Annotated in this window: 15 protein-coding genes; 11 read left to right on the forward strand and 4 right to left on the reverse strand. The window is 35.3% G+C overall.

Features of this window, described 5'->3' with window-relative positions:
• Window positions 1-18: 18 nt before the first annotated feature.
• The 4 genes from MHH33_RS07065 to MHH33_RS07080 all read right to left on the reverse strand — a co-directional run bounded on the left by MHH33_RS07065 (window position 19) and on the right by MHH33_RS07080 (window position 3,443).
• Window positions 19-873 carry a DUF3037 domain-containing protein gene (locus MHH33_RS07065; protein ID WP_342543334.1) on the reverse strand — a complete coding sequence of 285 codons (855 nt, stop codon included), beginning with the start codon at window positions 871-873 and terminating at the stop codon, window positions 19-21.
• The gene (locus MHH33_RS07070) at window positions 843-1,868 is read right to left on the reverse strand and encodes a hypothetical protein (protein WP_342543335.1); all 1,026 of its coding nucleotides are present in this window, start codon (window positions 1,866-1,868) and stop codon (window positions 843-845) included. Before MHH33_RS07070 ends, MHH33_RS07065 begins: the two co-directional genes overlap by 31 nt.
• A 99-nt stretch (window positions 1,869-1,967) precedes the next feature.
• On the reverse strand, window positions 1,968-2,882 hold the full coding sequence (locus tag MHH33_RS07075) for a BRCT domain-containing protein (RefSeq protein ID WP_342543336.1): 915 nt from the start codon (window positions 2,880-2,882) through the stop codon (window positions 1,968-1,970).
• A 378-nt stretch (window positions 2,883-3,260) separates the two neighbouring features.
• Window positions 3,261-3,443 carry a helix-turn-helix transcriptional regulator gene (locus tag MHH33_RS07080; RefSeq protein WP_342543337.1) on the reverse strand — a complete coding sequence of 61 codons (183 nt, stop codon included), beginning with the start codon at window positions 3,441-3,443 and terminating at the stop codon, window positions 3,261-3,263.
• Window positions 3,444-4,196: 753 nt separating this feature from the next.
• Here MHH33_RS07080 and MHH33_RS07085 point away from each other — a divergent pair.
• The 11 genes from MHH33_RS07085 to clpX all read left to right on the forward strand — a co-directional run bounded on the left by MHH33_RS07085 (window position 4,197) and on the right by clpX (window position 14,350).
• Window positions 4,197-4,547: a phage holin family protein gene (locus tag MHH33_RS07085; protein WP_342543338.1), complete on the forward strand. Its 351-nt coding sequence runs from the start codon at window positions 4,197-4,199 to the stop codon at window positions 4,545-4,547.
• A 21-nt stretch (window positions 4,548-4,568) separates the two neighbouring features.
• Entirely contained in the window at window positions 4,569-4,913 is a 345-nt protein-coding gene (locus tag MHH33_RS07090; RefSeq protein WP_342543339.1) for an N-acetylmuramoyl-L-alanine amidase, read from the forward strand.
• Between the two features lie 252 nt (window positions 4,914-5,165).
• Window positions 5,166-5,375, forward strand: coding sequence for a hypothetical protein (locus tag MHH33_RS07095; protein ID WP_342543340.1), 210 nt, complete (start codon window positions 5,166-5,168; stop codon window positions 5,373-5,375).
• Between the two features lie 53 nt (window positions 5,376-5,428).
• On the forward strand, window positions 5,429-6,370 hold the full coding sequence (locus MHH33_RS07100; protein WP_342543341.1) for a hypothetical protein: 942 nt from the start codon (window positions 5,429-5,431) through the stop codon (window positions 6,368-6,370).
• A 581-nt stretch (window positions 6,371-6,951) separates the two neighbouring features.
• The gene (locus MHH33_RS07105; protein WP_342543342.1) at window positions 6,952-7,161 is read left to right on the forward strand and encodes a hypothetical protein; all 210 of its coding nucleotides are present in this window, start codon (window positions 6,952-6,954) and stop codon (window positions 7,159-7,161) included.
• 83 nt (window positions 7,162-7,244) lie between these two features.
• Window positions 7,245-7,688 (forward strand): group I intron-associated PD-(D/E)XK endonuclease, encoded by a 444-nt coding sequence (locus MHH33_RS07110; RefSeq protein WP_342543343.1) that lies wholly within the window; start codon window positions 7,245-7,247, stop codon window positions 7,686-7,688.
• A 162-nt stretch (window positions 7,689-7,850) separates the two neighbouring features.
• Window positions 7,851-9,086 (forward strand): ATP-binding protein, encoded by a 1,236-nt coding sequence (locus MHH33_RS07115; protein ID WP_342543344.1) that lies wholly within the window; start codon window positions 7,851-7,853, stop codon window positions 9,084-9,086.
• A 591-nt stretch (window positions 9,087-9,677) separates the two neighbouring features.
• Window positions 9,678-10,373: a hypothetical protein gene (locus tag MHH33_RS07120; RefSeq protein WP_342543345.1), complete on the forward strand. Its 696-nt coding sequence runs from the start codon at window positions 9,678-9,680 to the stop codon at window positions 10,371-10,373.
• 118 nt (window positions 10,374-10,491) lie between these two features.
• Complete coding sequence (locus tag MHH33_RS07125; protein WP_342543346.1) at window positions 10,492-11,493, forward strand: hypothetical protein; 1,002 nt, start codon at window positions 10,492-10,494, stop codon at window positions 11,491-11,493.
• Between the two features lie 103 nt (window positions 11,494-11,596).
• Window positions 11,597-12,883: a trigger factor gene (tig, locus tag MHH33_RS07130; RefSeq protein WP_342543347.1), complete on the forward strand. Its 1,287-nt coding sequence runs from the start codon at window positions 11,597-11,599 to the stop codon at window positions 12,881-12,883.
• Between the two features lie 198 nt (window positions 12,884-13,081).
• Complete coding sequence (gene clpX / locus MHH33_RS07135) at window positions 13,082-14,350, forward strand: ATP-dependent protease ATP-binding subunit ClpX (RefSeq protein ID WP_016426757.1); 1,269 nt, start codon at window positions 13,082-13,084, stop codon at window positions 14,348-14,350.
• Window positions 14,351-14,421: the final 71 nt, after the last annotated feature.

The following is a 14,421-nucleotide window of genomic DNA, read 5'->3' on the forward strand; positions in this document are numbered from 1 at the left end:
TTCGACATTATACGACAGTCACATTGCTAATAAGTCTGCCTCAAATTCTTGAATAGGTAAACTGTCGTTAGAGATATGGACACAAAAATTATTAAATTCTTTTGTATTCAACTTAATTATTTCCGTGTTATCACTACGATTCAAGTAGGTTAAAATATTTTTAACATCACGAGGATGACTATTCACTTCCTCGTTATAAATTATCTCAATTTCATAGGAGTCTTTGTACTCAGACTGAAGTAGTTTTAATTTAGAAAACCATTCATTTAAATGCGATAAGTTTGTAGGGAGTGTTTGAACTAAATGCAAATTGGAGTTTTTGTAAACAAAATCTATTTTATACTGTAAGTTTTCAAGTTCTTTTACTGGAGTTATGGATACATCATGCTTTACTTTAACTCCGAGTAAATTTCTCGACTCGAAAACGTCTCTTACTTCTTGTTTAACACTTTTTGTAACTATTCCATTATTTATAAAAAGCCTGTCAATATAAATTTCGAGTAATCTGTGAAAAGTCATATCAATGTTAGATGACTTAATTAATTGGTGCTTGGTCATTTTAAAGTATGTCGGAACTTCCGAATCAATTATTCGAAGAAGTTCCGGATGGTCTAGAGGATAGTCCAATAAAGACTTATTGTCCACAGACTTTTCTAATTTATAGTCGAAAAGCGCTTTTCTTACTTTATACTCTTCGACCAAAACATGGTTTGTTAAAATACTTTTAAGTTTTTTATTCTTTTCATCAATTAGAAACCATTTTACATACCTACTATCTGGATTATGCACTATAACGCCAACATTTAATGATTCGTTTTTCAACTTGTCGGGCCAGTAACTTATTATTGAGTACCAGTACTTTGCGCGTTCCATGATAATATACCTCCAGTTCTACTTCCAAATGCTGATGTGTTTGCCATATGTTGAATAATACCAGGCATAAACTGAATTTGAGTTAAAAGAAAACTACGGTAGAAATCCACTTGAACAGGCTTATTGACATACCAACTATCCGGAATATCATTTAACCAGTCAGTAATTAATTTTGCATCAATAGTTTTTATTCGTTTGATAGGTTCAATAAATGAGTGGTTATTAATATCCGAAACATCAATATAATTATCAAGCGCTCTAAATATATCACCAAATCCACTTAAGTTAAAGATTCCTTGTGCACGGGATTGCTGATTGTGAAGAAAATGTAAGTTAGTGTATCCCGTTATATATTCATGTGAGGGTAATCCTTGCATTTGCCGTATGGATGCCTTAGATGTATTCCAATAAGGTCCATTAAAAGCATGTCCTTGATCAATTACAAATATTCGTCTGTTATCATCGTTTTGAACTAACAAATTACTTGAATGACGAAATCTATCAAAGTTAGCTATTAATAGGTCGAAACATATAATTAAAGGTATATCTTCTGGATTTCCCAAATCCCCAAAGAATTTATTCCATGGTTTTTTAAGATGACTTTTTCCTTCGGTGTGGAGTGTTAAATAATCCTCCATGAGATTGCCTTCACATTTTTCTAAAAAGAAACTTGCAAAATGATCTCCTTCTGAAAATCGCCCTTGGAATTTTAGGAAGAGATTCGCATCGATAAAATCTTTATCAACATTCGCAATAGCTGCTTCAGGTGTTGGAACGCCAATATGCTTAGCTATACAGTAGGATAAAAATTCGTTAACAAAAGTACAATCAAAGTGTAAATAAGTTTTGGACGTCTCATCGAAAATTTGATCGGTTTTCAATATATATGAATTATTATCGTCGCACAGAACTTTTATCGGTTCTGAAACTGCAGGGGTATCTTTTCCAATTACTGTTAAGAATGAATCCACATTTAAACGTTGTATATAAGCCACCAAAAACACTCCTTGTACGTAGTTATTCTTTATGTTTTATTATTTATCCTTCACCTTCGCGTAGATGACCTCAAACATTTCGTTTTTCATAACCACTTATTAATGTAACTCATCCCAAAAATCATTTTCATGAACAATGATAATTTGAGAGCCTTCTTTTCGAAGTTGTACGGCTTTTTCAACTTTTCTGCCGTAGCAAGAAAAGGCCCAACAAGGATTGCCGTCATCGCCTACAATTAAGTAATCTGTCTTTTTGGTGACATTATTATTAAAAAGGCCACCCTGACTCAAAATAGTTTCTGCAATTTCGCTGCGCTTGGCCTTACCAGATATACCAGTGAATGAAAACGTTTTGTTTTCAAATGTAATGTCAGGACATACCGCGCAAATTCCACCAACTGAGTATTTGCTTTGTAAATCCTTTATTTCAATTTCGTTTACGTTGTAAGAAGTCCTGGAATCTATGAAGTTGCCAAAAAAGGCTTTTAACATGTTTTTCTCATCTTCAGTTATGACACCATCTTTTTTTGCTGCAACCAGTAAGCTATAGATTTCATCAAATGGATAGAACCCTTTTAATAAATCACGATCTTCCATCCATTCAGATAACTGATCGATTTCTTTTTCATTTATTTTGTTGTCAGACATTATCCCGTGTATGATTCCATGTAATTGTTGAAGGGAAGAAGTGATTAAATCATAAAAATTTTTAAACCCATCATGATGAACAACATTCTCACAAAGCCACAAGATATCTTGAATCTCTTCATTCGTTAATTGATGGTCACTTAATGCTTCATCAATTACAGGAATGATTTCAGAAAAAGGGAACCTAGATTCAAAACGGCGGTGAAGGCTGCACCAGTTTACAACTTCGGACAACTCATCCTCGTTAACTACAACGTCGAATTGAACACCTTTAAGCATTCCGATTAATGAATTGACAGCTTTATGAATCTCGGCCGGGGCTGTAAATGCGCGATAGTCATACACTTCGTAAAAGTTCATTTTCATCTTGATTCCTCCACCACTTTTATTTTTCTTTGTTATTACAAATGGTAATAACATCCTTGTCTGTTTAAGTTAAAATTGCTATTTATTTGAAGTGAATCGGTAAAATAAAATGAGCATGCCAAACATACTCATCAAATCTTATAATTTATTATTTATCCTTTATCTTTTCGTACATGACCTCAAACATCTCCAATACATCTTCTTTTTCTTGCTGAAGTGAGCATGTTCGCGGCTGAAGACCCATTCCAAAACTGCTTGTTGGTACTCAGAGAGTCCTGATGTATCGCTAGCTGCCATCCTTCTTTGCCAATGTCATTTGTCTAATAATTTACTATTTCGGTATTATTCGTACGACCCAGCAAGTAATCGGTCGTAACTTCAAAGTAGTTCGTAATAAAGTCTAAAGTCTTTTGGGTCAGGAGTTCTTTTCCCGGATTCATAACCAGATAGGGTATTTGGTTTAACGCCAATTATTTCTGCAAATTTCTTCTGAGTTATATTTCTTGATAATCTTAGTCTTTTGATGTTTTTCCCTATAACTAATAGATATTCTACGGCCATAAGAAATCTCCTTTCTAAAAAAATACCTATAAAATGTAGTTAAATTTATCTCTATTCTTAGTTATAACCTATATTCTCTAATTGCGAAATAATAAATCGCAAATAGAGAATAAAAATGTTAACATTCTCATTTCGAGAAGATATTATAAAGATAATAAATCGCAAAATGAGATTTATGGAGGTGTTTCTGATGGAACTTAATTTAGGGAAAGGGTTCGCGATATACGCATTGAAATTCAAAACTATCGAGGTTTTAACATCACGGTCTCATTAAATGAAGAATTGTCCGTATTCGCAGGAAAATTAAATGCTCGCGAATTAAGAACTGCCATTTCAAATATCGTGTTAAACAAACAAAACATAAAGGGTTCCTGCCAGTATACAGCGAGCTTGAAACGCCTGTCGGTGAAAAATATGATGTCTACACGAATGAAAGCGTCGTATTACAAGCGCACATAAATTACGACGCATCAGGTTTATCTACATTAATCAACGATCAAACGAAACAATTTGTTGTGATTGGTGATACAGTCCTTAACCAAACAATGTGAGCATGATTGCTCCAACTCCAATCTAATAAAAACATTCAAGGACGTCCATCCGGGCGTTCTTTTTGTATACCCAAAACAGAAGGGATGATGAAAATGTACACATTACTTTTAAACTCAGGGGGATTCAGTTTGGAACATTTGGATGTAGTACGCTTTTACTTATTCGGGGATGTGAAAATTTCTATACTTACTGGCATTGCTCATGTTTATCGACATTTTGACAGGCATCGCAAAAGCTATCAAGAACGGTAACTTGTGGAGCCGTAAAAGTCTGTTTGGATATGCTCGTAAAATGTTTGTATTTGGTGTGATTATCTTAGCCAATATGATTGATCAAATACTGGGGATGGGGGGAGCAATCACTTATTCGGCTGTCATTTTTTATATCGCAAATGAGGGATCGTCAATCCTGGAGAATTTAGCGCAGCTGGATGTTTTGGTACCGACAAACCTGGCAGAAAAACTGAAGGTTATTGAAGCGAGTCTGATAAATTTCTTCCGGCTTGCAGTAACAAATTGGCGAAGAACTCATTGGGACGAAAGTGAATGCTGAATAAAAAGAAGGTGAGAAGTGATGGTTGGAATTAATATCAGACATCGAACATTACCGGCCGATAAAGTGAAACTGAAATCTCCTTTTATAATGGAACCTGAACATATCACCATCCATAACACCTGGAATGATGCAACGGCCGAAAACGAATCAAAGTTCATGAGTAATAACAATACCGCGACATCATTCCATTACGCAGTAGTCCATACAGAAGCCGTTCAAATCATTCCTGAAAATCGAAATGTGTTTGCTGCAGGAGATGGTGCGAACGGTCCTGGTAATCGAAAGTCTATCCACATTGAAATCTGTTTTCGAAAAGTGGAGATTCACGATACAAACAAGCTGAAATCAATGCTATTAAATTAGTTGTATTAATCTTATAACGTCGCGGTTGGGGTATGGAACGAGTATGATACCACAATGATTGGTCAGGTAAAAACTGCCCACACCGGGTTTTAGATGAAGGTCGTGGCGTTTCGTTTAGAAATGAAATTGAAAAGGCATTATTTGAAGCGTTGGAGCCTGTAGTCAAAGGTACCGCGACAATTGAAAAAGAGGAGGGAATTCCATTGAGTGATCTATTAAAATTGACTACTAACGAATGCATTACTGCGCGTGTTGAATAGATTCGAAGAAAAGGATCCGGCACTTGGTACGGTGTGGCGAGAAAAGCTTGTAAATGGAACGTTTACGAAGGAAGACTCCCATGAAGTGTTGTGGGAAGCGATTGATCGTGGATACATTACTGGCAAGATAGAAAACTTTCGAGAACACTCTTATGAGTGGTCTTTTTTGTCTAAATTTGTCGAAAGGCTTCATTATTTGTAAATCATTGCTATATTAAAAAAGTCTGAATTAAAAAGTTTAAAGGGGATAAAGATATGAGACTTAGAGAAAAGGTGAAATTACTTCAAGACAATGTGTACTTTTTAAATGTAAATCATGTTATTACAAATAACAGATATGAAATAACCGACTTTACAAAATTGTATAAATCAATAAAGAATATAGAGGGCCTTGGATTTTTGGAGGAAGATATTCAGCATTTAAATGAGAATCTTGGACATATATTTAATGATAAATCCGATAGAGTGCTTGTTGACAACGAAGGATTAAATAGTTTAATTAAAATTGTTAATACCATGAGAGTAAAAGTTATTGCTGTGATTCAAGCACTAAAGGAATCTATCCCGAACCAAGATGAAAATTCAGTAAGTATAAAATTACCTCCATACACTGATTTATCACAGGTTTCAACATTTGTTAAGGATATTGACAAAATACTTAATCAATCTCTAATAAATGAGTACAAAAGTACAGTTAGATTTCAAAATTTTGATACTGGATCAAGTTGGATAGAAATTGTATTAGAAAATCAAGCTTCTGTTTTATTTTTAGGGAGAATGATAACTAGTGCGTACAATTTTTTACAAAACCAATATTTACAATTAAAACAATCACAACATACAATAACTGCACTTGAAATAGATTCTGCTGCAAAACAATTAGTGTTGAAAGCTCTAGAAGATAACATTAAAACACAATCAAGATTGAACGCAAAACTCTTAATGGATGAATTTGATATAAATGGAAACCAAAACGAATATCATGGTCAATTATCACACTCAATCCAAAAATTAGCTGAATTACTCCACAAAGGAACAGAAATTCATACGGCTCTTAATGCTCCTGAAGAAACAAAACAAGTTTTCCCGGATCCAAATGAATCACGAAAATTAATTGAAAACACAGTAAAGTTATTACCTGAAAATCCTTCTGAAGACCAAGGCGTTCAAGAAGATACGGTACAAAACGATGAGTAATAAATTTTACAAGAAATATGGAATCCTATAGAGGGTTCCTTTTTTTTATATCAAAACCTTAACAAAACATATATTGTTGAGGTTTCATACTCCACTCTCATCATTCTATTGAAACCTTACATATTTAATAATTAACCACGAATGCTAATATTAATTTGGAGAACAGCTTTTCCACGAATAGAGGTAAAGTAGGGATAGCAATCAGTGTTATGCTATTATAGTTCCGTAATAGGTTTCCTGATTAAAATAATTTTACACATTTTTTACACAAGAATACTTAATAAACTTGTTATATAAGAAGTTTTCTACTATTGTAGATGTCCTCCTGGGACGAAATTAAAACAGTACGGAAAAAACCTTCTATTATATTTAGGAGGTTTTTTTGTGCCAAACACTAGGCATTCAATGATTCAATCCATTTGCTGATGAAATATATTTGAGTCTAAAACAGAGTTGTTGAAGTGATGATATAATAGGGTAATCAGAAAGATTAGGTAGTCACGTACCAAATTGTAAAGAAGGTATCCGAAACTTCTTCCTGTGTTAAAATTCGGAACCAGTATCTATTGGAGGGTGTTAATGTGAATAAAAAGTGGACTATTGAAAATATCAGAGAATATGTCAAGAAGAATTCAGATTGTGAATTACTTTCTAAAGAGTATGTAGGATACTCTCAAAAATTGCTGTTTAAATGTTCATGTGGAAATAATTTTGAAAAAACTTTTACTAAATTTAAAGGTAGTAATCAGAAAAAATGTCCAAATTGTTCAGAAAATAGGGCTTCACGTTAAATCCTATAGCAACTCTTAGTCAATGGTTGTCCTTGGAAATATGACTAACAATAGGTAAACTAAAAACTTTGAGGTGGTGTGTTATGGAGCATCATACAAAAAACAAAGGGGATTTAGGTGTACTTAAAGCGCAAGCGGACTTATGTTCAAAAGGTTATTTGATTCTTACTCCATTATCAGAACATACTCCATTTGATCTTGTTGCTTATAAAGATGGAGACTTCATTCGAATTCAGGTCAAATATAGAAGTATAAACTCTAAAGGCTTTCTATTTGTAAGATTTAGCTCGTCTTATAGTACTTCTAAAGGGTATTGCGAAAATCCAGTTGATAAAAATCAAATAGACTTGTATTGTGTTTACTGTCCAGATACAGACAGATGTTATTATTTTGATCCGAAAAAATTTAACAGCACTGTAAATATTAGAATAAACAAATCACTTAATAAACAGTGTAAGAATATACATTACGCAGATGATTACTTATCAATTCCGACAATATTTTTAGAAAAAACCAGACAAGAATAAAACCTTCTTTATCTAAAAGTGAATTGATCACATAACGCATGTGACTTCACTTTGGTAAAGAAGTTTTTTTATTACAAAATTCGACATATTGGAAATGTCTGTTGCGGAAGAAGTATAATTCTCCCTAGAAGAACTTTGGTTCCATGGAAAGGAGGAAATTCAGTGTTAGAAACGTTGTTGTTAAATATCTTATTTTTAATTTTCCCTCTACTGTTGTTCGTGATTTTCTTTGATAATCGCAAACATTTTTATAATATTGTATTTCTCATTGCCTTTGCCATGATTTCGATGATTTTATGTATGGTGTATCCCATTCATCTGGATATAGGTTTTATTTTTGATTTGCGGTATATCCCGTTTATTATCGTTGCATTATATGGAGGTTATTGGAAGGTTCTGCCTCTTTTTTTCGTCTTGAACGTTTATCGTTTTATGATTGGTGGGGAGGGAACAATTCAATCCCTTTTATTTTCATCCTCCATTTTCATGATTGTGCCTTTTTGGAGTAAAATATTTCTTCGAGTAAACACGCAAAAACGAATACTTATTGGTGTTTCGGCAGCGATATTCACGATGGGATTTTACTTAACGACGCTCAGTACATTTTTTGATGTATTAACACAGGAGTTCTGGTTGCTGGCATTTTATTCCCTTACCACTCATGTTGTTGTCATTATCCTGATTATGTTGATGATCGAAAAAGCACTCGATAATATTAAGAGCCGCGAAAATTTCCTTCACGCAGAACGGCTTCATGTGATGAGTGAGCTTACGGCAAGTGTGTCGCATGAGATTAGAAACCCTCTGACTGTGACCAATGGTTTCTTGCAGCTATTGAAGGAATCAAAGAATGTATCGGTAGATGAAAAAATGTACATCGATTATTCGTTGAAAGAATTGGAACGTGCCGAACAAATTGTGAGTGATTTTCTAGCATTTGCGAAACCGCAATCTGAAAACATGGTGTATGCCAATTTAGAAGAAGAATTTAGGTACGTGAAAAATATTCTAATGCCTTATGCTAAAATGAATCGTGTCGAAATTGAATGTAATTTTACAAATACACTGAAGTTGAAATACGATAAAAATCAAATGCAACAGTGTCTTTTGAATTTATTAAAAAATGGAATAGAAGCAATGAAAGAAAACGGTGGAATTTTGACAATTGAGGTATGTGATTTCGATCAAAACATTATCTTAACCGTTAAAGATAGTGGCATTGGAATGACGGAGGATGAAATAAAGAATTTGGGCAAACCTTATTACTCAACAAAAAAAGAAGGTACAGGCCTTGGTATGTTAATGGTGTATGGAACGATCTGCAAAGTTAAAGGTAAAATTGATGTTGAAAGTAAAAAAGGTAAAGGAACTACTTTCACGATTACAATTCCAGTTTGAAAAATCATGAAGGAGTGTGCATAAATGCACACTCTTTTCTTATTATCTTTGCTCTGTTAAAAGGTACGGTTGTTTAATGTAAACTTGCGTTCCGCATGAGCCAACAAGTATGAAAATCACATACTTGTGGGTCTCACGATTGGGCCCACACGAAGTGGCTCATGAAGGCGTTCCGACACGATGTCGGGGCTTAGCTTACATGCTATGCGCAAATGCACTCTTCCTATTTATATCAACAACATTATTTAACGTGGTTTTTCTATCGTCTAATAACCATATTGTTAATAGTAAGGAATCTGGGCCACTCCTGCGGAAAAACGGGCTGGCAAGACCCCGCAGAGAGGTACGAGCGAGGAGGCTTGCCAGTTCGTCCGCGGAAAGGGCACAGATTCCTTCTTTCTGTAATATCAACCGTGAAAATTAACATACCCATTTTCTTTTACATGTAAATTTCCATTTTACAGGATTTAGAGGAAGGAATTACTATATTAAAATATCTTTACAATTATATTACAGTCTTTTAATATGAGTTTTGAAGATTATAAGAAATCACTATAATTTTACATTTTTGGACCAGGGAGAGTACATAGCGTGAAAAAAACATTAAAAGCATTGCTTCCATTAATTTTGCTTGTCACCGGAGTTTTAGTGGGGTGCAGTGAAGATCAAACAACTGCTAAAGAAGTCGATCCTTCAAAAGCGGAACAGAAAGAAGTTTCCAATAAAAAAGAAGATGTCAGCGAACCGGTAACGGATGAAAATGGCCGAGTACTTTTAACAGAAGTTGGGCAAAAAGTGAAGGAAGAGGATGGAACTTCTGTAGAATTGCTGAAAATTAAAGAGGTCAATCAAAGTGTGGACATAGCACCTGTAAAAGTTGTTGTGACAAACATGAAAGTCATCCAACTAACAGATATTCATCCTGATAACACAGACTATTTACTCCAATTCATGAATGCTTCGGAATTGCCAGAGGAACTTAATTATATTCAAATAAATTATTCAGCTGAAAATACATCTGATAAAAATATTGGATGGAACGGAATCAGTACAATCGTTACGAATACGGGCGAGCAACTGGATGCAATGGGCAATGACTTCATTTGGGAAGAAAATGGCTTTGATAGTACTTTTTATGGGAAGACCAAACATGAAGGAACAATCGGAGTTTTTACCACCAGCAATGTTGATGAATTGAAATCATTGAAGTTCATTATCAGCTCAAGCTATGACGAAGACACGTATGAAGATATTACTAGTGAACAACAAGCTGAATTCGGTTTTTAATCACTGATTGAGTTTTTACTCCAAGAAGAATACAAATAATGAAGAAAGGATGTGCTGAGAAGCACATCCTTTTTTCAATTTGTGCTACTATAAACGCAAGAGAAAGGCGGAATCCACATTGCGAAAAAAGTACGGAAAACTTCAAAAAAAAGAAAACATCATTGTCTTTCCGGGCATGGTGGACAGACTCATATCCGAAGGACTGAAACATGCTGAAGATTTTCAATATGATTTAGCAGTGGATTCAATTAGACAGGCCCTGACATACATAGAAGCTGATGAACAAACACTGGGTGTCTATGCATATTCATTGTATGAAATTCGGGAATTCACTGAGGCTAAGACAGTTTGTGAGGAACTTTTGAAATTAGGTCCTACCTATTACTTTGAAACGATGGAGTTGTATGTAACGATCCTGATGGAGCTACGCCAGTTCGGTGAGGTAAAAGAAATTTTGGAATCATTGCTTGAAGAAGGCGTTGTTTCTGAAGATAAAATAGATAAATTTGAACAACTTCTCACATTGAATGAACGTGTGGCCAAACAAAAAAGTGATCGGATATTGGAAGATGTTCCTCATAACAATCAAATTGATGCAAGCTTATTTCAATACGAAACATTTTCTCGTTTCCCAGAAGATAAGCAACAGCAACTATTGGTTGAACTGGAAGGGGAAGATCTGACGCCAATAGAAAATGAACTGGTGACCATTATTGAAGATGACCTAATATCACCCATAACGAAATCCTTCGCATTGTTATTGATGGTACACAAAAGAATAGATCGGAACATAACCATTGAAAAGTTCGGTTATCGAACTGATATTATCCCTAAAGAGCTGTTAGACCCTTCCCAAACACCGATGGTCGAAGCTGTCCTAAACATGACGGAAGATGACCTCATTCAAAATCCAACCAAACTGGAAATGGTTCATGATTTAATCATTCGTCACTCATTTGCAACGTATCCATTTGAATGGTTTTCGTTCGATGAGCAAGAAGTGGCTGAAGCTTATATAAATTACGTAGGTGGCATGTTAGGGGAAGAAGTGACTTGCGAAGGGAAGTTGTATGACCTGCTCGTTAGGATTGATGTCCTCTTCGAAATGCGGAACATGTGAAAAAAGTTGAAAGTATCGGCGGTTATGCTATACTAGAATGGTTGTCAAAATCATAGATAAGAATGATACTAAACAATTGAAATTAATGATGGAGGTTGAATATATGTCAGTGAAATGGGAAAAACAAGAAGGTAACACAGGTATTCTAACTGTAGAAGTTGAAGCAGCAAAAGTTAATGAAGGTTTAGATAAAGCTTTCAAAAAGGTTGTTAAAGAAATCAACGTACCAGGTTTCCGTAAAGGGAAAATGCCACGTAAAATGTTCGAACAACGTTTTGGTGCTGAGTCTTTATACCAAGATGCTTTAGATTTCATTCTACCTGATGCATATGCTTCAGCAGTTGAAGAAGCTGGAATCGATCCTGTTGATCGTCCGGAAATCGACATCGAAAAAATGGAGCAAGGTGAAAACTTGATTTTCAAAGCTACTGTTACAGTACGTCCTGAAGTAACTCTTGGAGATTACAAAGGCATTGAAGTTTCTAAACAAGACTCAAATGTAACTGATGAAGACATCGAAGCTCAATTAAAAGAACAACAAACACGTTTGGCTGAGCTAGTTGTTAAAGAAGACGAAGCAATCGTTGAAGGCGATACAGCTGTTATCGATTTCGAAGGATTCCTTGGAGAAGAAGCATTTGAAGGCGGCGCTGGTGAAGACCACGCACTTGAAATTGGTTCTGGATCATTCATTCCAGGTTTCGAAGAGCAATTGGTTGGCTTAAAAGCTGGCGAACAAAAAGATGTAGTTGTTACTTTCCCTGAAGAATACCATGCAGCTGAACTTGCTGGTAAAGAAGCTACTTTCAAAGTAACTGTGAAAGAAGTAAAAGGAAAAGAACTTCCTGAATTAAACGATGATTTTGCAAAAGAAATCGATAGCGAAATTGAAGGTATCGATGCTCTTCGTACGAAATTAAAAGTACAAGCAATTGAAGAAAAGAAAAATGCGGCTGAAGCTGGATTCAAAGATGAGTTAGTTGAGAAAGTTGCTGAAAACGCAACAATCGATATTCCTCAAGCAATGATTGATGCAGAAGTAGATCGTATGTTAAATGACTTCGCACAACGTTTACAATCACAAGGTATGAACCTTGACCTTTACTACCAATTCTCAGGTCAAGACGAAAACGCACTTCGTGCACAAATGATTGAAGATGCTAACAAGCGTGTGAAAGTTTCCTTGACACTTGAAGCGATCGCTGAAGCAGAAGGCCTAACAGCTTCTGAAGAAGAAGTAAATGCTGAAATCGAAAAAATGTCTGGTCAATTCAACATGACTGCTGAACAAATTCGTACAGCACTTGGTGGTACTGGCGCACTTGAAAACGATATCCGTATGCAAAAAACAATCGACTTCTTAGTTGAAAACGCTAAAGTTACAGAATAATTTTTATCACTGCTTTTTAAAACAAGGCGCGGACATATTGCCCGTGCCTTGTTTTCTCTCATACATAGGTAATGTCTGGTGATTGATCCAAAAGATACGTGCATGATGAAAAATAATGATCTAAGTTTTCATTAATCTTATTAGTTGATTCTAGTAGGAGAATCTTGTAAGATTGTGGCTTGAATAGGGGTGAATATTTTGTTCAAATTTAATGATGAAAAAGGGAATTTAAAGTGTTCCTTCTGTGGTAAATCCCAAGAACAAGTTCGTAAACTGGTCGCAGGACCTGGTGTATATATTTGCGATGAATGTATTGAATTATGTACGGAAATCGTGGAAGAAGAACTCGGTACAGAAGAAGAAACTGAGTTTAAAGAAGTTCCAAAACCAAAAGAAATCCTTTCCATTCTTGATGAATATGTAATTGGTCAGGAGCGAGCAAAAAAATCACTCGCTGTAGCTGTTTATAATCATTACAAACGCATCAATTCCGACAGCAAAATCGATGATGTGGAATTATCAAAATCAAATATCGTTATTTTGGGACCAACTGGTAGCGGAAAGACGTTACTGGCTCAAACACTTGCGCGCATTCTGAATGTGCCGTTCGCGATTGCTGATGCAACATCATTAACTGAAGCTGGATATGTTGGGGAAGATGTAGAAAACATTCTCCTGAAATTGATTCAATCGGCTGATTATGATGTTGAAAAAGCGGAAAAAGGTATTATTTATATCGATGAAATCGATAAAGTAGCACGTAAATCCGAAAATCCATCCATCACGCGTGACGTTTCAGGTGAAGGTGTGCAACAGGCACTTCTGAAAATTTTAGAAGGCACAGTTGCAAGCGTTCCTCCTCAAGGTGGGCGTAAGCATCCTCATCAGGAATTCATTCAAATCGACACAACGAACATCTTGTTCATCGTTGGTGGAGCATTTGATGGAATTGATCAAATCATTAAGCGTCGTTTAGGACAAAAAGTAATCGGTTTCGGTTCAGATCCAAACAAAAAAGATCCTGAAGAATCTTCATTATTATCACAATTAATTCCTGAAGATTTGTTGAAATTCGGATTGATTCCTGAATTCATTGGCCGTCTGCCAGTATTGGCAAGCTTGGAACAGCTAGACGAGAACGCTCTTGTTCAAATTTTAACTGAACCCAAAAATGCTTTAGTGAAGCAATACCAAAAAATGATTGAATTGGATAATGTCAAATTGACATTTGAAGATGATGCATTGGTTGAAATTGCGAAATTGGCAATCGAACGCAAAACGGGTGCACGTGGACTTCGTTCGATTATTGAATCATTAATGTTGGACGTGATGTATGAATTGCCTTCACGTGAAGATATTATAGAGTGTGTTATTACGAAAGAAACGGTTACTGATTCTACAAATCCGAGATTGGTTTTGGAAGACGGTACCGTACTGAATCAAAATGATGAAAAAACTTCAGCGTAAATTTAGCTGAATGAGAAAAGCTGGCTTCGAACGTGCGTATGCTACGCGCAGCTCGGATGTCAGCTTTTTCT

It is taken from the genome of Paenisporosarcina sp. FSL H8-0542 (assembly GCF_038632915.1).
GTDB lineage: Bacteria > Bacillota > Bacilli > Bacillales_A > Planococcaceae > Paenisporosarcina.

Bases quoted from the DNA above. Each gene is read 5' to 3' on its own strand.
- MHH33_RS07065 (WP_342543334.1), bottom strand. From the start codon at position 873: ATGGAACGCGCAAAGTACTGGTACTCAATAATAAGTTACTGGCCCGAC.
- MHH33_RS07075 (WP_342543336.1), bottom strand. From the start codon at position 2,882: ATGAAAATGAACTTTTACGAAGTGTATGACTATCGCGCATTTACAGCC.
- MHH33_RS07080 (WP_342543337.1), bottom strand. From the start codon at position 3,443: ATGGCCGTAGAATATCTATTAGTTATAGGGAAAAACATCAAAAGACTA.
- MHH33_RS07085 (WP_342543338.1), top strand. From the start codon at position 4,197: ATGTTTATCGACATTTTGACAGGCATCGCAAAAGCTATCAAGAACGGT.
- MHH33_RS07090 (WP_342543339.1), top strand. From the start codon at position 4,569: ATGGTTGGAATTAATATCAGACATCGAACATTACCGGCCGATAAAGTG.
- MHH33_RS07100 (WP_342543341.1), top strand. From the start codon at position 5,429: ATGAGACTTAGAGAAAAGGTGAAATTACTTCAAGACAATGTGTACTTT.
- MHH33_RS07110 (WP_342543343.1), top strand. From the start codon at position 7,245: ATGGAGCATCATACAAAAAACAAAGGGGATTTAGGTGTACTTAAAGCG.
- tig (WP_342543347.1), top strand. From the start codon at position 11,597: ATGTCAGTGAAATGGGAAAAACAAGAAGGTAACACAGGTATTCTAACT.